This window comes from Bradyrhizobium sp. C-145, assembly GCF_023375135.1.
Classification (GTDB): domain Bacteria; phylum Pseudomonadota; class Alphaproteobacteria; order Rhizobiales; family Xanthobacteraceae; genus Bradyrhizobium; species Bradyrhizobium zhanjiangense.
This window is the reverse complement of the sequence record NZ_CP088150.1, coordinates 4,707,140-4,724,668: the sequence shown is the minus strand read 5'-3', so window position 1 is coordinate 4,724,668 and position 17,529 is coordinate 4,707,140. Positions and strand designations below refer to the sequence as shown.

15 protein-coding genes are annotated in these 17,529 nt (G+C 63.9%); 10 read left to right on the top strand and 5 right to left on the bottom strand.

Annotated features, from left to right (window positions below; all coding sequences use genetic code 11):
- Positions 1–59: 59 nt before the first annotated feature.
- From proS to LRP30_RS22025, 3 genes are all read left to right on the top strand, one after another.
- A complete protein-coding gene (gene proS, locus LRP30_RS22035; protein WP_249761663.1) occupies positions 60–1,379 on the top strand; it encodes a proline--tRNA ligase in 1,320 nt (439 codons plus the stop codon).
- A 90-nt stretch (positions 1,380–1,469) separates the two neighbouring features.
- On the top strand, positions 1,470–2,750 hold the full coding sequence (locus LRP30_RS22030; RefSeq protein WP_249761662.1) for a lipoprotein-releasing ABC transporter permease subunit: 1,281 nt from the start codon (positions 1,470–1,472) through the stop codon (positions 2,748–2,750).
- 7 nt (positions 2,751–2,757) lie between these two features.
- Complete coding sequence (locus LRP30_RS22025; RefSeq protein WP_128956480.1) at positions 2,758–3,462, top strand: ABC transporter ATP-binding protein; 705 nt, start codon at positions 2,758–2,760, stop codon at positions 3,460–3,462.
- A gap of 127 nt (positions 3,463–3,589) precedes the next feature.
- On the opposite strand, the gene LRP30_RS22020 is transcribed toward LRP30_RS22025, so the two are convergent.
- A complete protein-coding gene (locus LRP30_RS22020) occupies positions 3,590–4,669 on the bottom strand; it encodes a zinc-binding alcohol dehydrogenase family protein (protein ID WP_249761809.1) in 1,080 nt (359 codons plus the stop codon).
- 109 nt (positions 4,670–4,778) lie between these two features.
- On the opposite strand from LRP30_RS22020, the gene LRP30_RS22015 reads away from it, so the two are divergent.
- Positions 4,779–5,552 carry a helix-turn-helix transcriptional regulator gene (locus LRP30_RS22015; protein ID WP_091885882.1) on the top strand — a complete coding sequence of 258 codons (774 nt, stop codon included), beginning with the start codon at positions 4,779–4,781 and terminating at the stop codon, positions 5,550–5,552.
- A gap of 118 nt (positions 5,553–5,670) precedes the next feature.
- Here the strand turns inward: LRP30_RS22015 and LRP30_RS22010 are convergent, their stop codons facing one another.
- Entirely contained in the window at positions 5,671–6,579 is a 909-nt protein-coding gene (locus LRP30_RS22010) for a LysR substrate-binding domain-containing protein (RefSeq protein ID WP_249761661.1), read from the bottom strand.
- 107 nt (positions 6,580–6,686) lie between these two features.
- Here LRP30_RS22010 and LRP30_RS22005 point away from each other — a divergent pair, with 107 nt between their 5' ends.
- Both LRP30_RS22005 and LRP30_RS22000 read left to right on the top strand, forming a co-directional pair.
- The gene (locus LRP30_RS22005; RefSeq protein WP_249761660.1) at positions 6,687–8,063 is read left to right on the top strand and encodes an FAD-binding oxidoreductase; all 1,377 of its coding nucleotides are present in this window, start codon (positions 6,687–6,689) and stop codon (positions 8,061–8,063) included.
- Positions 8,064–8,203: 140 nt separating this feature from the next.
- Positions 8,204–9,076 (top strand): GNAT family N-acetyltransferase, encoded by an 873-nt coding sequence (locus tag LRP30_RS22000; RefSeq protein WP_249761659.1) that lies wholly within the window; start codon positions 8,204–8,206, stop codon positions 9,074–9,076.
- Between the two features lie 181 nt (positions 9,077–9,257).
- Here LRP30_RS22000 and LRP30_RS21995 read toward each other — a convergent pair whose 3' ends face one another.
- Positions 9,258–10,664, bottom strand: a complete 1,407-nt coding sequence (locus tag LRP30_RS21995; protein WP_249761658.1) for a PLP-dependent aminotransferase family protein — start codon at positions 10,662–10,664, stop codon at positions 9,258–9,260.
- Between the two features lie 113 nt (positions 10,665–10,777).
- On the opposite strand from LRP30_RS21995, the gene LRP30_RS21990 reads away from it, so the two are divergent.
- Together LRP30_RS21990 and LRP30_RS21985 are read left to right on the top strand one after the other, a co-directional pair.
- Positions 10,778–11,239: a carboxymuconolactone decarboxylase family protein gene (locus tag LRP30_RS21990; protein ID WP_249761657.1), complete on the top strand. Its 462-nt coding sequence runs from the start codon at positions 10,778–10,780 to the stop codon at positions 11,237–11,239.
- Positions 11,240–11,281: 42 nt separating this feature from the next.
- Entirely contained in the window at positions 11,282–11,920 is a 639-nt protein-coding gene (locus tag LRP30_RS21985) for an HD domain-containing protein (RefSeq protein WP_249761656.1), read from the top strand.
- A 28-nt stretch (positions 11,921–11,948) separates the two neighbouring features.
- On the opposite strand, the gene LRP30_RS21980 is transcribed toward LRP30_RS21985, so the two are convergent.
- Together LRP30_RS21980 and LRP30_RS21975 are read right to left on the bottom strand one after the other, a co-directional pair.
- On the bottom strand, positions 11,949–12,215 hold the full coding sequence (locus LRP30_RS21980) for a DUF3551 domain-containing protein (RefSeq protein ID WP_249761655.1): 267 nt from the start codon (positions 12,213–12,215) through the stop codon (positions 11,949–11,951).
- Position 12,216: 1 nt separating this feature from the next.
- A complete protein-coding gene (locus tag LRP30_RS21975; protein ID WP_128956472.1) occupies positions 12,217–12,537 on the bottom strand; it encodes a DUF3551 domain-containing protein in 321 nt (106 codons plus the stop codon).
- 252 nt (positions 12,538–12,789) lie between these two features.
- Between LRP30_RS21975 and LRP30_RS21970 the strand changes: the two genes are divergently transcribed.
- Both LRP30_RS21970 and dnaE read left to right on the top strand, forming a co-directional pair.
- Entirely contained in the window at positions 12,790–13,512 is a 723-nt protein-coding gene (locus LRP30_RS21970) for an outer membrane beta-barrel protein (RefSeq protein WP_249761654.1), read from the top strand.
- Positions 13,513–13,952: 440 nt separating this feature from the next.
- The gene (gene dnaE / locus LRP30_RS21965; RefSeq protein WP_249761653.1) at positions 13,953–17,456 is read left to right on the top strand and encodes a DNA polymerase III subunit alpha; all 3,504 of its coding nucleotides are present in this window, start codon (positions 13,953–13,955) and stop codon (positions 17,454–17,456) included.
- Positions 17,457–17,529: the final 73 nt, after the last annotated feature.

Here is a 17,529-nt window from a genome sequence, read left to right as displayed (position 1 = left end):
GTGTTTTCGCTCCCAATCCGGTTTCACTGCAACCCGTCACTGATTCCTAGAGTGTTGCCATGCGGTTGTCGCGATTCTTTCTGCCCATCCTGAAGGAAAATCCGAAAGAGGCGGAGATCGTCTCGCATCGGCTGATGCTGCGCGCCGGCATGATCCGGCAGGAGGCCGCCGGCATCTATGCCTGGCTGCCGCTCGGCTTCCGCGTGCTCAAAAAGATCGAGCAGATCGTGCGCGAGGAGCAGGACCGCTCCGGCGCGATCGAGGTATTGATGCCGACCTTGCAGCTCGCCGATCTCTGGCGCGAGAGCGGCCGCTACGATGCCTATGGCCCGGAGATGCTGCGCATCGCCGACCGCCACAAGCGCGAGCTGCTGTACGGACCGACCAACGAGGAAATGATCACTGAGATCTTCCGCGCCTATGTGAAGTCCTACAAGAACCTGCCGCTCAATCTCTATCATATTCAATGGAAATTCCGCGACGAGCAGCGTCCGCGGTTCGGCGTGATGCGCGGCCGCGAGTTCCTGATGAAGGACGCCTATTCGTTCGACCTCAACGAGGCGGCGGCGCGGGTCGCCTACAACAAGATGTTCGTCGCCTATTTGCGCACCTTCGCACGGATGGGACTGAAGGCGATTCCGATGCGCGCCGAGACCGGCCCGATCGGCGGCGATCTCAGCCACGAGTTCATCGTGCTGGCAGAGACCGGCGAATCCGGCGTGTTCATCAATCGCGACGTGCTGGACCTGCCGGTGCCGGGCGAGGACGTCAATTATGAGGGTGACCTGACACCGATCATCAAGCAGTGGACCTCGCTGTACGCTGCGACCGAGGACGTTCACGATTCCGCGCGGTTCGAGCAGGAGGTGCCTGCGGACAAGCGGGTGAACACCCGCGGCATCGAGGTCGGCCAGATCTTCTATTTCGGTACGAAATACTCTGGGCCGATGAAGGCGCTGGTGGCCGGCCCCGATGGCGTCGACGTGCCGATCCATGGCGGCTCCTACGGTGTCGGCGTCTCGCGCCTGCTTGGCGCCATCATCGAGGCCTGTCACGACGACGCCGGCATCAAATGGCCGGAGGCCGTCGCGCCGTTCCGCGTCTCGATTCTCAACCTCAAGCAGGGCGATGCGGCCGTCGATGCGGCCTGCGAGAAGCTTTATGCCGAGCTCACGGCCAAGGGCGTCGACGTGCTCTACGACGACACCGACCAGCGCGCCGGCGCCAAATTCGCTGCCGCCGACCTGATCGGCATCCCCTGGCAGATCATGATCGGGCCGAAGGGGCTCGCCGACGGCAAGGTCGAGATCAAGCGGCGCAGCGACGGTGCCCGAGAGACCATGTCGCCTGCGGACGCGGTCGCAAGACTTGTGGGCTGATAAGGCTGGTTGGCTGAATATTGTTCATCGCGCGATATCGCGGCCGCCAATCCGGCCACAATTGACCCCGAATCATGGGATTATCGAGCGATGGATGAGACCATGACCGAAACCGTGCAGACCGCGCCTTTTGCGCCATTCGAGTGGATGCTGTCGGGGCGCTATTTGCGGGCGCGCCGCAAGGAGGGATTCATCTCGGTCATCGCCGGGTTCTCCTTTCTCGGCATCATGTTGGGCGTGGCGACGCTGATCATCGTCATGGCCGTCATGAACGGCTTCCGCAAGGAGCTGCTCGACAAGATCTTGGGTCTCAACGGCCATATCCTGGTCCAGCCGCTGGAATCGCCGCTGACCGACTGGAAGGACGTCGCGGACCGCCTCAGCCAGGTCGAGGGCATCCGGCTCGCTGCTCCCGTGGTGGATGGTCAGGCGCTGGCGTCTTCGCCATGGAACGCTTCGGGCGTCCTGGTGCGCGGCATCCGCTCCGACGACCTCAACAACCTCACCTCGATCGCCAAGAACATCAAGCAGGGCTCGCTCGAAGGCTTTGACGAGGGGCAGGGCGTCGCGATCGGCCGCCGCCTCGCCGACCAGCTGTCGCTGCATGCCGGCGACAGCGTGACGCTGGTGGCGCCGAAGGGCGCGGTCACCCCGATGGGCACGACGCCGCGCATCAAGCCGTACAAGATCGTCGCCGTGTTCGAGATCGGCATGTCCGAATACGATCTCGGCTTCGTGTTCATGCCGCTGGTGGAGGCACAGGCCTATTTCAACCGCAGCAACGACGTCACCTCGATCGAGGTGTTCACCACCAATCCCGACAAGATCGACGCCTTCCGCAAGGCAGTGACGGAGGCCGCGGGCCGCCCTGTGTTCCTGGTCGACTGGCGGCAGCGCAACTCGACCTTCTTCAACGCGCTCCAGGTCGAGCGCAATGTGATGTTCCTGATCCTGACCATGATCGTGCTGGTCGCGGCCCTGAACATCGTCTCCGGCCTGATCATGCTGGTGAAGGACAAGGGCAGCGACATCGCGATCCTGCGCACCATGGGCGCCTCGCAGGGCTCGATCATGCGCATCTTCCTGATCACGGGCGCCTCGATCGGCGTGGTCGGCACGCTGGTCGGCTTCTTCGTCGGTCTCGTGATCTGCCTCAACATCGAATCCATCAGGCAATTCCTGTCCTGGCTCACCAGCACCGAGCTGTTCTCGCCGGAACTCTATTTCCTGTCGAAGCTGCCCGCCGAGATCGACATCGGCGAGACCACGGCGGTCGTCGTCATGGCGCTGACGCTGTCGTTCCTGGCGACGCTGTACCCGTCGTGGCGCGCCGCGCGCCTCGATCCCGTCGAAGCGCTCCGGTACGAGTGAGGGGCTGATGGAGCAGCAGCAGGGGGCGGAAGATGTACCGGTCATTTATCTCCACGAGATAAAGCGGCAGTACTTGCAGGGCGAGGTGCCGCTGACGATCCTCGACGGCGCCAAGCTGGCGTTGTGGCGCGGGCAGTCGGTCGCGCTGGTGGCGCCGTCGGGCTCGGGCAAGTCGACGCTGCTGCACATCGCGGGGCTGCTCGAGGCGCCGGATTCCGGGGAGGTCTATGTCTCGGGCGTGCCGACCTCGCAGCTGCCTGATATCGAGCGCACGCAGCTGCGCCGCACCGATATCGGCTTCGTCTACCAGTCGCACCGGCTGCTGCCGGAGTTCTCGGCGCTGGAGAACGTCATGCTGCCGCAGATGATCCGCGGCCTGAAGAAGTCCGAGAGCGTCAAACGCGCCAAGGATATCCTGGGCTATCTCGGCCTCGGCGACCGCATCACCCATCGCCCGGCCGAGCTGTCCGGCGGCGAGCAGCAGCGCGTCGCGATCGCGCGAGCGGTCGCCAATGCGCCACGCGTGCTGTTTGCGGACGAGCCGACCGGCAATCTTGATCCGCATACCGCGGACCACGTCTTTCAGGCCCTGATGCAGCTGGTCAAGGCGACCCAGGTGTCGATGCTGATCGCCACCCACAACATGGAGCTCGCCAGCCGCATGGACCGGCGAGTCTCGCTGTCGAACGGCCAGGTCGTCGAGCTCGATTAAAAAAACGCGAAAACAACCCCATGCACAGTAGCCGGCTGCTGCCGGCCACGATCGGGGTCATGCATTGCAGCTATTTGATATATCCAGCAAATCGGCTGCGACGGCGCATCGCAGCGCCGCGCCGCCGTTACGGCCGAATCACGGTCAATTTGAACGTCCCGCTATTGGCCGCGGCTTGTGCCACCGCCTCGTTGGCGTGGTCGAGATCGAACGCCGTCACCTCGTACTCGTCGAGCCTGAGCAGCCCGGCGCGCACCAGCGCGATCAGGCGGCTGGCGGCGTCCGGCGGGTACATCCAGACGCCGTGGATGGTGATGCAGTTGCGCATGATCCAGGGGTAGGGCAACTCGAGCCCCGCGCCGCCCGCCATGCCGACGCCGCCCATCAGCACGACACGGCCGTAAGCGCGCACCGCCATGATCGCCGCGCGCACCACATTCGTGCTGACCGAGGGCGGCATGATGTCGAACACGCAGTCGATCGGGCCCGGTGCGGCGCGCTTCATGCTCTCGCGGTCGTCGTCCTCAACGCCGGTGAGCTTGACCGGCTTGACCCGCGCGCCGAAGCGGCGGACGAGGTCGGCCAGGATCTTCTCGTTGCGGCCGGGGGCGACCACGCAGGCCGCGCCCATCGCCAGCGCGACCGAGACGGCGGCGCTGCCGAAATTGCCGGTGGCCCCGCTCACCAGGACGGTCTCGCCTGGTCGCAGGTTCGCGGCGAGGAAGCCGCCATAGGGCACCAGGAGCGTGCCAAGGGCGCACCATTGCGTCGCTTCCTCCGGCGCGATCGCGCCGAGGCGTGTGACGTTCTCGGTCGGCAGGCGCATCTGCTCGGCAAACGAGCCGTGGCGAAAATGCTTTTGCAGGCGCAGGCCGCCGGGGCCGGCGGCGGTGAGCCCTTGCAGGGCGATGTCTGGCGCAACGGCATCGTCGCGCGAACGCACCGTCGGGTCGCAGAACACCCAGTCGCCGATGGCAAGCTTGGTTGCGTCCGGGCCGATCGCGCGCACCCGCCCAATGCCGCCGGGTCCGGGGATGATCGGCAGGTCGAGCGCATAATTGCGCGTCCCGTCGAAGACCTCGTTCATGTAGGACAGCACGCGCGTGGCGACGACGTCGACGATGACCTCGCCGGTGCCGAGCACCGGTTCGGGGGCATTCTCGATCACCAGCGGCGAACCGAAAGATTTGAGCACGGCAGCTTTCATGATGTTCACCTCAAAGTCGGTGAAGCGCATATGCGCCGCCTTGTAGGGGACATGAAGGCCTGGTATTATCCTAGTATTCTAAGGACCCTCCATCGCGGGAGCGACAACAATGGCCGACCCACGCCGCGTCGAATTCGGCGATTTCCTCAGGTCCCGCCGCGAAAAGCTATCGCCGAAATCCGTGGGTCTTCCGGCGGGCCGCCGGCGGCGCACCGCGGGGCTGCGGCGTGAGGAGGTCGCGCAGCTCGCTGGTATCGGCGTCGACTGGTACATCCGCCTCGAACAGGGCCGCACCGTCAGCCCCTCGGTCACCACCGTCGACGCACTGGCCCGTGCGCTGCGGCTCAGCAAGACCGAGCACGCCCATCTGAAGGCGCTGGCGCGCGACGGCGCGAGGGCCGCCTTCGTGCCCGAGATCGTGCCGCCGCCCATCCGGCGGATGATCGAGAGCCTGACGCAGCCGGCCTACATCACCGGCCGGCGCTGGGACGTGCTGGCCTGGAACGCGGCGGCCGAGGAGGTCTTTGGCTTCGGACAGCTGCCGGAGCAGGATCGCAATACGCTGCTGCTGGTGCTGACGAACAAGCAGACGCGAAAATTCTACGGCGCGGGCTGGACCGAGGTCGCCAAGAGCATGGTCGCGATGTTTCGCGCCACTCACGACGTCTGGGCCGGCGATCCCGCCTTCACCGAGCTGCTCACGCGACTGCGCCAGGGCAGTCCGGAATTCGTCAAATGGTGGGAGGCGCACGAGATCCGCAGCACCGCCTCGGGCCTGAAGACCATGAACCATCCGACCAAGGGCGTGCTCCGGTTCGAGCACACGAGTTTTCAGGCCAACGACGATCCCGCGCTGAAGCTCGTGATTTATACACCGGTGTAGGACACGGAGACACCAAGGCCAGCGCGTCTCCTTTCGAATGGCCGGAGACGTTGCTGGTCAATTTGGACTGAACCGCAGTAACGGGGAGTGGACATCTCGAAGGACACGAAGAAGCGGATCAAGGACTTGACCGTAACCACTCCGAGAAGGCCCGGATGGTTCGCGCGCGCGGATGGCCTGGCTTACTGACCACATGGAAGCCGTAGCCAGGCAAGCTCAACTTGAACGCCTTCACGAGCGTACCAGCCGCGAGGTCGTGTGCCACGAGCACATCACTGAAAACCCCGACTCCTTGCCCGGCGATCACCGCCTCGATGGCGTGCAGTTCCTCCCGGAAACTCAGGTGCTGCATGTCCTTGAACTGGGGCACTTCGCGCCACCCGCGCTGAGCCGCGGCGAGCCATCTCTGCCATGTCGGCGGCTCACGATCGGCCGGCGACCAATAGGAGTGAATCAGAACGTGGTTTGCAAGGTCGACTGGTCTCTTCAGGCGCTCCGTTGCAAGCAAACGCGGACTGCAAACCGGCCAGAATGTATCGCTGAAGAGATCATCGACGATTCCGTCTGTCGGCCGTGCCCGGCTAGTCGCATAGCGAATGGCGACATCGCCATCTCCGGCCTGCAAGTCGAGCACCGAGTCAGTGCCGATGACTTCCAGTGGCACATCGGGATGCAGCTTCCGCCACAGGGGCAGGCGGGGCACGAGCCAGCGGCTGGCAAAAGCATTGGTTGTCGTCACCCGGAGAGGCTGTTGGTCGCCTTCGTGCCTGACGGCCGCAATGGCAGCGGCAAACACCTCAAGGCCGCCACGAATGGCGGGGAAAAGCCGCGCTCCGGCATCGGTCAACGAGAGAGGCCGTGGTCTGCGGCGGAACAGCGCGCGACCACAATACTGCTCGAGCAACCCGATCTGGTGGCTGATCGCAGTTGGCGTGACGCCGAGTTCTGCCGCCGCTTTCTTGAAGCTCAGATGGCGGGCGGCAGCTTCGAAAGCACGCAGCTCGATCAGGGGCGGCAGCTTGTACATGCCGCCAGTCTAGGTGAAATCAATTCATCGTCACCTGAAATCTTCGGATTTGCTCCAAGACAGGCCACGATCGAGGATATGACGGGTCAAGCTGAGGAGACCATGTCATGTCGTCCATCGCATCTGTCGCCAGCGCTGCCGCCGATCTCAACGCCTCGTTCGGAGGACAACTCCTCAAGCCGGGGGACGAGGGCTACGAGGAGGCGCGAAAGATCCACAACGGGCTGGTCGACAAACGGCCGGCATTGATCGCCAGGTGCCGCAGTGTGTCCGATGTCGTGGATGCCGTCGTTCTTGCGACCAAGCTCGGCCTCGAGGTCGCGGTTCGCGGCGGCGGCCATAATGTGGCAGGTCGTGCGACCATCGACGGCGGTATCATGATCGACCTCTCGCCCATGAAGGGCGTCCGGGTCGACCCTGTCGGCAAGACGGTGTGGGCGCAGGGCGGGGTCACCTGGGGCGAGCTTAATCGCGAAACACAACTTCACGGGCTTGCGGTCACCGGGGGCGTGATCTCGACCACCGGGATCGCCGGGCTGACGCTCGGCGGAGGACTGGGCTGGCTGATGGGCAAGTACGGCCTCGCACTGGACAATTTGCGGGCCGTCGAACTTGTTACCGCCGACGGCAAGGTTTTGCGGGTCAGCAAGCAAGACGGGCCTGATCTGTTCTGGGCGATCCGCGGCGGCGGCGGAAACTTCGGGATCGCCACCAGTCTCGAATATGATCTTCATACGGTCGGGCCGATCATCACCGGCGGTCCGATCATCCACCCCATCGAGCGCTCCCGTGACGTGCTGGAATTCTTCCGGGCCAGCACGCGCTCGCTCGCGGACGAGCACATGTTATTCGCATCCCTGACCCATGCGCCCGATGGGTCCGGCACGGAGGTCGCGGTCCTGGTCACCAGCCATTGCGGTCCGGTGGCGGAGGCCGAACGAGCGATGCGGCCGCTGAAACAGTTCGGGGCTCCGATCCTGGATGCAGTCGGGCCGATGCCCTATTGCGAGCTCAACCGCATGCTCGACGCCAACTATCCGAAAGGCGCTTTCAACTATTGGAAATCGAACTTCCTGAGGGAGCTGAGTGATGGTGCGATTGGGACCATGATCGAATGTTTCGCGCGCTGTCCGACTCCCATGGGGCAGCTGCTTCTTGAGCACATCCACGGTGCGGCGGCCCGTATCGATGCCGGGGACACGGCATTTCCGCATCGGCAGGAAGGCTACAATTTCTTGATCCTCGCGCAGTGGACGCAGGCTAGCGATACGAGCCGCTGCATCTCCTGGGCGCGCGAAACCCATGAGAGGATGCGGCCCTTCTTTGCCTCCGGCCGCTATGTCAATTATCTCGATGATGATGAGACAGGCGATCCCGTCGCTGCTGCCTATGGACCGAACTACCGGCGCCTGCAGCGGATCAAGGCGAAATACGACCCGACGAACTTCTTCCGCATGAACCAGAACATCCGGCCGCTGGCCTGATTCCCGGCTGAGGATTTCGTCGCTCTCATCCTGTTCAGGATGTCAGTCGAAGGCGCTACGCTCCGGCCCGACTGCGGTTGGCCGGGCGTGCTGATCCCGGGGAGGATTCGAGAATGGCTGTCGTGTGCCGACCGGCTCGCATGGACGACTTGGCGAGAGCCGACGAGATCGTGGTCGCCAGCATCAACGAACTTACTGAGAGGCGGGGCTTTGGAAAAATGGCATCCTCCCGCCCGCAGAATTTTCAGGCCTTCTCGCTCACGGACGATCCCGGAGGTTTATGGGTCGCCGATGATGACGGAGAAATCGTCGGCTTCGCGTGGAGTTGGGTTTGTGGCGAGCTTTGGTTTCTGGCGCAGCTGTTCGTGACCCCGGATCGCCAGAGCGACGGCATTGGCAATCAACTCATCAGCAAGATGTTTGCTCACGCAGAGAAGCGCGGAGCATCTGTCAAAGCGCTGATCACCTTCACGTTCAACAACGTGTCTCAAGGCCTCTACATCCGCAACGGACTGTTCCCGCGCTGTCCGATCTACATGGTCAGCGTGTCTCGTGACCGGCTGGCGTCGCGGTTGGCTGAGCCGCGGCTTCGTCTTGAATCTCTCACGGCCAAGACGGCCGGGTTGGATGAGCTGGCGCCCATTGATGTCAGTGCACTCGGTGTTTCCAGGGAGAAGCATCATCGGTATCTCCTGGGCGACAGCCAGACGAGCGGGTTCACCATCCACGCCGGCAGCGAGTGCGTCGGGTATGTCTATATTTCGGATGGACACATTGGCCCGCTTGCCGTCCGCCGGCCAGATCTCATGGGCTCGGCGCTTGCTGCTGCGTTGTCGTTCGCGGCGCAGAGCGATCTTCCGACCATTTCGGCCTTCGTGCCGGGCGCGAGCGAGCCTGCACTCAAGGCGGCGATCGACCACGGGATGCGTCTGACGTTTCCGATGCTGCTGATGTCGAACCGACAGTTCGGAGATTGGGGCAGCTACCTCCCGCGCAATCCGGGTTTCATGTAGCTCAATCCAGATGCATTGAACGTGGCGTCGTGGGTGGCGGCCTCACCGGATGGATACAGGGGCTCATCGATCCTGCGCAGCTTGGCGCCGACCGTTCAGTGCGATCACGCCGTGATCGCCACCCGAAGCGGGGCTTTGATCGTCACGCTGGTGGGTGAAGGTCACCGAACTCGGAATCTGATCACGTAATACGGTCGATGATCTGAAGGAGCCGATCACAGGACGCCTCGATCCTCTTTAGCGGAGACGTCGCGACGCCCAGCAACAGTCCCGGGCGGGCCCAAGCCCTCGACGCATACCAGAGCGATAGCGGCGTGGGCGCCAGTCCAAGCGGTGCTGCTTCCCTGGCGATGGCAAGATCGGCTGCTTCCTTCGGCAACCGCAGGACAGCCGCCAATCCGGCAATCGCAACATTTGCAGTGCGCGGGCGAAGGTATTTCAGCAATGCATCGCCTTGCGCTGCGTAGACCCGCTTCGTTCGCCGAAGATGCCGGAGATAATGGCCGTCGCGCATGAAATCGGCGGTCGCGAGCTGCACCGCTGGCCCGGGCGCCGGCGCGAGGCACGCCGCAGTTTCGGCAAACCGCGACGCCAGTGCGGCCGGTGCAACCACAAAGCCGAGCCGCAAGGCAGGGGTTATGGTCTTGCTGAAGGAGCCGATGTGAATGACGCGGCCGGCGCGATCGAGGGAGGCGAGCGCCGGCGTGGCCCGGCCCTTGAGCTGAAGCTCGCTCAGATAATCATCTTCGATCACCCACGCCTTGTTTTGGGTCGCCCAGTCGAGCAGGCGCGAGCGTCTTGCCAGCGACAGCGTGAATCCGAGCGGCGCCTGCTGCCCTGGCGTCACCACAACCAGTGCCGCATCAGGCGCATGTTTCAAGCCGAAGTCGACATCGATGCCGTCAGCGTCAACCGGGATCGGCGCGATCGACAATCTCGCAAGCTCGAGGCCGCGCCGCGTAAAGGGAAAGCCGGGATTCTCCACCCAGACTTTCTTCTGCTCGAGACCAAGGACACGGAGCGCCAGACCAAGCCCGCCGCTAAAGCCGCTGGTGATGATGATCTGGGACGGCGCGCATTCGATCCCGCGCGCCAGCGCAAGGTAGGCCGCGATCTCGCGCCGCAACTCCAACTCGCCGCGCGGGTCACGGTAAATCGCCGGCGCGCTCACCTCAACGCGAACCGCCTGCGCGCGCATCCTCGCCAGCAGCGTCGCAGGAAGGGTCTCCTGCGCAGGCACGCCCATCTGGAAGATCGCCGGCCCTGCGGTGAGTTCCTGGTACATCTCCATGAATGAGCCGGGGGCCGGGGCTTTGTCCCGCCGAACGGGGAAGGACGGCCGGTCCACGACATGCGTGCCTGTGGCGCGGGCTGCAACGATCAGTTGGGCGGATGAGAGCTTTTCATACGCCGAACGCACGGTGCCGCGCGCGACGCCGAGCTGGGCCGCCAAATCCTGCCATGAGGGCAGGCGAGCGCCCGGGGCGAGCACACCGCTCTCGATGGCAGCTCTGATCCCCCTGTGGATCTGCTCCGCCAGTGGCGTCTTCGCGGATCGATCGAGCTCCAGCCGCAGCGATTTGGTCATGCACCTTGGTACACGAGTTTTGTAGGTTTTTGGTACTTTTTTGTGGACTAGTGCAGGGGCACCTAACGGGCGAAGGGAGCATTTCATCCCCTGATCCATCAAGGAGAAAGCAGATGAGTGAACGTCTCAACTACAACCGCATCGCGCCGGCAGGCGCGAAGGCACTGGGCGGCGTCTACGGCTACGTCATGCAGAGCGGACTGCCTGCGACACTGGTCACCCTCGTCTATCTCCGCGTTTCGCAGATCAACAACTGCGCCTATTGCTTGGACATGCACACCCGCGACCTGCTCAAGAGCGGCGTGAAGATCGAAAAGCTCGCGTTGCTGCAGGCATGGACCGAGGCCGGCAATCTCTTCGACGAACGTGAGCGCGCGGCGCTCGCCTGGGCCGAGACGGTGACCCGCGTCGCCGAGACCAACGTTCCGGATGAAGCCTATCAAGCCGCCCGCAAGGTCTTCAGCGAGCGCGAGCTGGTCGATCTCACGATCGCGATCAGCTTGATGAATGCGTACAATCGCATGTCGATCAGCTTCCGAAAGACGCCACAGGCTGCGCTCGAGAAGGCAGCCTGACCGCGAAGGGCATCAGCCGAAACAGAAACCAGGAGCCTGAAAATGACGAGTGTGATCTCCGGTGTCGAAATTCCTGACAGCAAGCTGGCGCGCGAAGCCACCGAGCTGGTGCGCAGTTACGAAGACGAGATGTTGTTCAACCATTCGGTTCGCGTCTATGTGTTCGGCGCGATCAAAGGGCTGCGTCAGAAGCTGAAGTTCGATTCCGAGCTGCTCTATGTCGCAGCGCTGTTTCACGACCTCGGCCTCGTTGATCACTACCACACCGAGACCAAGCGATTTGAGGTCGACGGCGCAGACGCCGCGCGCGACTTTCTGCAGGCGCGCGGCATTGCCGAGCCGCAGGCCGATCTGGTGTGGGAAGCGATCGCGCTGCACACCACCCCCGGCATTCCGCAATATATGAGGCCGGAGATCGCTCTCACCAACGCAGGCGTTCTGGTGGACGTCGTCGGTGTTGGATATGACGACTACACACCGGAGCAGCGCGACCAGGTGATCACTGCGTTTCCGCGTGGTGACTTCAAGAACGAGTTCCTGAAGGTGCAGACCTGCTCAGCCCTGAAGAAGCCGCAGACGACGTTCGGGACGGTCAATTTCGACTACATCGAAGATCACGACCCCAGCTTCCGCAAGCCAAACGCGTGCACGCGCATCCGCAACACGCCCTGGCAAAGCTGAGAGATACGAGGCCATAGGATCGTTGGGATTATCCGACGCCAGCGGCGGCAGGGCTCGATCGGCGAGGGGGCGTCGGTGTCCTTGATGGGAAATACGGGTTCACGATGCAGCTCGCCGAACGCCCGACGGCGAGATATCTGCACTGCTCAAGTGAGCCATAGCGGCAGTCGAAATAGCCGACGGGACCGTAGATCTGCATGCAGACCGGATAGCGCGGATCATAGGTCTGCGCGTGCGCAGGCGCGCTCGCAAGGAGCATGCTGGCTGCGATCAGCGTAGGCCACGCGCGGCGCATCTCAGCGCGACAGGAAATAGCCTGATGAATAGCCTGGCGTCTGCGCGCGCGGACGATTTTGATAGGCGTAGGGATCATCGCTCTGGCCTGCGAAGAACGGATTGGCGATGCAGGTCAGCGCGCGCCCCGATGCGCTCGCCTGACACTGCGCGTAGCTATCGAACCTGCAATTGCTCAGCCCCGGCCATTCGTCGCCGGTGAGACAGAATGGATGATTCTTGCCGAAGGCGCGCGCCGGCGTGCTTGCGTTGAGCGCGAGCGCAAATGTGGCGAGAGCGAGCGAAAATGTGGCGACAATGGGGAGAGTAACTCGGGCTCGCATCTGGATTCTCCAATCACGCGAATGTGCGCGCGACGTTGTTACGCGCGCATGCAGTTTATGTCGTGTTGTCGACATTGGAACTACAGAAAACACTTGTTTCATAGGGTTTCCCACGCGCTCTGCTAAACGTTCATTAATGAAGCGCGGCCCTTTGGCTCTAACTGTTGCGTCGAAGTTACAGCAATTCCGTCGATCGCTGATATGACGACCCACGGCCCGGGGGCCTACTGAAGAAACTGGAACGGGAATCAAATGAAGAAGAATTTGTTGCTTGCCGCTGTCAGCCTGATCGCGCTCAGCGCGGCTGCGCCGGCGGTGGCTGCTGACCTCGCGGCGCGGCCCTACACCAAGGCTCCGCCTGCGGCGATCGCTGCGGTCTACGACTGGGGCGGCTTCTACATCGGCATCAACGGCGGCGGCGGTTCGGCTCGCACCACCTGGGATTTCGTTGGCGTCGGCCGCGAAGGCTCGCACGATGCGACCGGCGGCACGGTCGGTGGTCAGATCGGCTATCGCTGGCAGTCCGGCCAGTTCGTGTTCGGCGTGGAAGGCCAGGGCAACTGGGCCGACTTCTCCGGCGACAATGTCAGCGCGCTGTTCGCCACCCGCAACCGCACCAAGATCGATGCGTTCGGCCTGATCACCGGCCAGGTCGGTTATGCCTGGAACAACGTCCTGCTCTACGTCAAGGGCGGTGCGGCTGTGGTCAGCGACAAGTACGAGATCTCCGACCTCGGCGGCGGGCTGCTCGCGTCGACCAGCGACACCCGCTGGGGTGGTACTGTTGGTGCCGGCCTCGAGTACGGCTTCGCGCCGAACTGGTCGGTTGGCGTCGAGTACAACCACATCTTCCTGGCCGACAAGGACGTGACGTTCGCCGGCTTCGCTGGCACGGAGCGCATCCGTCAGGACGTCGACATGGGCCTCGTCCGCCTGAACTACAAGTTCGGCGGCATGCCTATCGCGCGCTACTGAGACTGATCGCTCAATTCGAGCGTCGTCGAAAGCCCCGGCCTTGCGCCGGGGCTTTTTTATTGTTCGAGTTCAACAAGTTAACCATGCCCTTGCGGAATGGTTCAGGCGGCTTGACTCCTGAGAACGAAATGAGAACAATGTTCTTTATACGTTCTAGGCAAGGGAGCGAGACATGTTCAGGGTTTTCGTGGAAGAAGCGGCTGCACTGGCGTCGATCACGCTGTTCGTCGGGATGATCGCGATCTGGGCCCAGGTGATTCCGCAGCTCTGAGGAGGCGCGGTTGGGGAAAAGCGGGACGACGCGGCGGATTGGCCGCTCCGGCGTGGACTCTCGCGGCGCCACACCCCACCATCGGGAAGCGAGTCGGCCGGGCGAGTGCATAATGCCTTGAGGAGCTGGCGACCGCTCCACTTCACCTGCAAGAGGCCATTACGCGACCATGGCGAGCGCCGGATTTGTCCACCTTCACGTTCACTCGGCCTATTCGCTGCTCAAGGGCTCGATCAAGATCGCCAAGCTTGCCGAGCTCGCCAAGAAGGACCACCAGCCGGCCCTAGCGCTGACCGACACCGACAACATGTTCGGTGCGCTGGAATTCTCCGACAAGATGGCGGGATCCGGCATCCAGCCGATCGTCGGCTGCGAGCTCGCGATCGATTTCGGCGACCAGGATCCGAACGCGCGCAATGCGCTGGGGCCGTCGCGCGTGGTGCTGCTGGCGGCGCAGGAGCGCGGCTATCGCAGCCTGATGCGGCTGAATTCGCGGGCGTTCCTGGAGACGCCGGATACCCATGCCTCCCACATCAAGTTCGACTGGCTCGAAGGCGAGACCGAGGGCCTGATCGCGCTCACCGGCGGTCCGGACGGACCGATCTCGCTGGCGCTTGCCACCGGGCAGGCCGAAATTGCGGCGTTGCGCTGCGAGCGTCTCGCCAGCCTGTTCGGCGACCGCCTCTACATCGAATTGCAGCGCCACAACACCGACAAGGAACGCCGCATCGAGAGCGGCCTGATCGACATCGCCTATGCCAAAGGCCTGCCACTGGTCGCGACCAACGAGCCATATTTCGCCGCGACCGACGATTACGAGGCGCACGACGCGCTGTTGTGCATCGCCGGCGGGCGACTGATCGCCGAGACCGAGCGCGAGCAGCTCACGCCTGATCACCGCTTCAAGACCCGCGCCGAGATGGCGGTGCTGTTCGCCGACATTCCGGAGGCGCTGGCCTCGACGGTGGAGATCGCCGAGCGCTGCTCGTTCCGACCGATGACGCGCAAGCCGATCCTGCCGTTCTTCACCGTCGGCGCCGCATCGAGCTCGGATGCGGCCGCGGTCGAGGCCGCCGAATTGAAGCGCCAGGCGGAGGAGGGGCTCGCCAACCGCCTGCGCGTCCACGGCCTGTCGCAGGGCACGACGGAGGAGACATACGCCAAACGGCTTGCCTTCGAGCTCGACGTCATCATGCGCATGAAATACGCGGGCTACTTCCTGATCGTGTCGGACTTCATCAAATGGGCGAAGTCGCAAGGCATTCCGGTCGGGCCGGGCCGCGGCTCCGGCGCAGGCTCGCTGGTCGCCTGGGCGCTGACCATCACCGACCTCGACCCGATCAAGTTCGGCCTGCTGTTCGAGCGCTTCCTCAATCCCGAGCGCGTCTCGATGCCGGACTTCGACATCGACTTCTGCCAGGACCGCCGCGGCGAGGTGATCCAGTACGTGCAGCAGCGCTACGGCCGCGACCAGGTCGCGCAGATCATCACCTTCGGTACGCTGCAGGCGCGCGGCGTGTTGCGCGATGTAGGCCGCGTGCTGCAGATGCCCTACGGCCAGGTCGACAAACTCACAAAACTGGTGCCGCAGAATCCCGCTGCGCCGGTGACGTTGGCGGCTGCGATCGAGAGCGAGCCGAAGCTCCAGGCGTTCCGCGACGAAGACCCGGTGGTGGCGCGCGCCTTCGACATCGCCCAGCGCCTCGAAGGCCTCACCCGTCACGCCTCGACGCATGCGGCCGGCATCGTGATCGGCGATCGCCCCTTGAGCGAACTCGTGCCGCTCTACCGCGATCCCAAATCCGACATGCCGGTGACCCAGTTCAACATGAAATGGGTCGAGCCGGCGGGCCTCGTGAAGTTCGACTTCCTCGGCCTGAAGACGCTGACCGTGCTCGACGTTGCTTGCAAGCTGCTCAAGCCGCGCAACATCCACGTCGATCTCGCGACGCTGCCGATCGACGATGCCGAGAGCTACCAGATGCTGGCGCGCGGCGACGTGGTCGGTGTGTTCCAGGTTGAAAGCCAGGGCATGCGGCGCGCGCTGATCGACATGCGTCCCGACCGTTTCGAGGACATCATCGCGCTGGTGGCGCTCTATCGCCCGGGTCCGATGGCGAACATTCCGACCTATTGCGCGCGCAAGCACGGCGACGAGGAGCCTGATTATCTGCACCCCGTGCTGGAGCCGATCCTGAAAGAGACCTTCGGCGTCATCATCTACCAGGAACAGGTGATGCAGATCGCGCAGGTGATGTCGGGCTATTCGCTCGGCGACGCCGACCTGTTGCGCCGCGCCATGGGCAAGAAGATCCGCGCCGAGATGGACAAGCAGCGCGACATCTTCGTCGCGGGCGCGGTGAAGAACGGCGTGCCGAAAGGGCAGGCCGAGACCATCTTCGAGCTGCTGGCGAAGTTCGCCGATTACGGCTTCAACAAGAGCCATGCGGCGGCCTATGCGCTGGTGTCCTATCACACCGCCTACATGAAGGCGCATTATCCGGTGGAGTTCATCGCGGCGTCGATGACGCTCGATCTCAACAACACCGACAAGCTTTCCGAATTCCGCTCCGAGGCGCAGCGCCTCGGCATCAAGGTCGAGCCGCCGAACATCAATCGCTCGGGTGCGACCTTCGAGGTCGGCGAGAAGACGATCTACTACGCGCTCGCCGCGCTGAAGGGCGTCGGCATCCAGGCGATCGACCAGATCATCGAGGAGCGCACGAAGAACGGTCTCTTCACCTCGCTCGCCGACTTCGCCGCGCGGGTCAATCCGCGCGCGATCAACAAGCGCATCATCGAGAGCCTCGCCGCCGCCGGCGCCTTCGACACGCTGGAGCCGAACCGGGCGCGCGTCTTCGCCGGCGCGGACTCGATTCTGGCCGCCTGCCAGCGCGCGCACGAGGCCGCCACCATCGGCCAGAACGACATGTTCGGCGGCTCGGCGGATGCGCCCAGCATCATGCTGCCGCAGGTCGAGCCGTGGCTGCCGGCCGAGCGGCTGCGCCGCGAATACGACGCGATCGGCTTCTTCCTGTCGGGACATCCGCTCGATGATTACGCCACCGTGCTGAAGCGTCTGCGGGTGCAGAGCTGGGCCGAGTTCTCGCGCGCGGTGAAGACCGGCGCCACTGCCGGTAAGGTCGCGGCCACCGTGGTCTCGCGCATGGAGCGGCGCACCAAGACCGGCAACAAGATGGGCATCATGGGCCTGTCCGATCCGACCGGCCATTTCGAGGCGGTGCTGTTCTCCGAAGGCCTCGCGCAATATCGCGACGTGCTGGAGCCGGGCGCCGCCGTGCTGCTCCAGCTCGGCGCCGAGCTCCAGGGCGAGGACGTCCGCGCCCGCGTGCTGCATGCCGAGCCGCTGGATGACGCCGCGGCCAAGACGCAAAAGGGCTTGCGCATCTTCCTGCGCGACACCAAGCCGCTGGAATCGATCGCCAAGCGTCTCGCCGGACCCGAGATGGCGCCAGCGAACGGTGCCGCGCCGAAGATCGGCAGTCCCGGCATCGCGCCGCGCTCCAACGGCGACGGCGAGGTCTCGCTGGTGATGATGCTCGATCTCGAGACCGAGGTGGAGATGAATCTGCCCGGCCGCTTCAAGGTCTCGCCGCAGATCGCCGGCGCGATCAAGGCGGTCGCAGGCGTGGTCGACGTGCAGCAGCTCTAAGACCCGGTCTGCGCGATCCACACAGTGGTCGTGGGATGTGGTTGCAACCTGTCGCTGATTCCAGCTAGCATGC

Excerpts from the sequence above, each read along its gene's own strand:
- proS (WP_249761663.1), top strand. The coding sequence starts at position 60 with ATGCGGTTGTCGCGATTCTTTCTGCCCATCCTGAAGGAAAATCCGAAA.
- LRP30_RS22030 (WP_249761662.1), top strand. The coding sequence starts at position 1,470 with ATGGATGAGACCATGACCGAAACCGTGCAGACCGCGCCTTTTGCGCCA.
- LRP30_RS22025 (WP_128956480.1), top strand. The coding sequence starts at position 2,758 with ATGGAGCAGCAGCAGGGGGCGGAAGATGTACCGGTCATTTATCTCCAC.
- LRP30_RS22020 (WP_249761809.1), bottom strand. The coding sequence starts at position 4,669 with ATGAAAGCTGCCGTGCTCAAATCTTTCGGTTCGCCGCTGGTGATCGAG.
- LRP30_RS22015 (WP_091885882.1), top strand. The coding sequence starts at position 4,779 with ATGGCCGACCCACGCCGCGTCGAATTCGGCGATTTCCTCAGGTCCCGC.
- LRP30_RS22010 (WP_249761661.1), bottom strand. The coding sequence starts at position 6,579 with ATGTACAAGCTGCCGCCCCTGATCGAGCTGCGTGCTTTCGAAGCTGCC.
- LRP30_RS22005 (WP_249761660.1), top strand. The coding sequence starts at position 6,687 with ATGTCGTCCATCGCATCTGTCGCCAGCGCTGCCGCCGATCTCAACGCC.
- LRP30_RS22000 (WP_249761659.1), top strand. The coding sequence starts at position 8,204 with ATGGACGACTTGGCGAGAGCCGACGAGATCGTGGTCGCCAGCATCAAC.
- LRP30_RS21995 (WP_249761658.1), bottom strand. The coding sequence starts at position 10,664 with ATGACCAAATCGCTGCGGCTGGAGCTCGATCGATCCGCGAAGACGCCA.
- LRP30_RS21990 (WP_249761657.1), top strand. The coding sequence starts at position 10,778 with ATGAGTGAACGTCTCAACTACAACCGCATCGCGCCGGCAGGCGCGAAG.
- LRP30_RS21985 (WP_249761656.1), top strand. The coding sequence starts at position 11,282 with ATGACGAGTGTGATCTCCGGTGTCGAAATTCCTGACAGCAAGCTGGCG.
- LRP30_RS21980 (WP_249761655.1), bottom strand. The coding sequence starts at position 12,215 with ATGCGCCGCGCGTGGCCTACGCTGATCGCAGCCAGCATGCTCCTTGCG.
- LRP30_RS21975 (WP_128956472.1), bottom strand. The coding sequence starts at position 12,537 with ATGCGAGCCCGAGTTACTCTCCCCATTGTCGCCACATTTTCGCTCGCT.
- LRP30_RS21970 (WP_249761654.1), top strand. The coding sequence starts at position 12,790 with ATGAAGAAGAATTTGTTGCTTGCCGCTGTCAGCCTGATCGCGCTCAGC.
- dnaE (WP_249761653.1), top strand. The coding sequence starts at position 13,953 with ATGGCGAGCGCCGGATTTGTCCACCTTCACGTTCACTCGGCCTATTCG.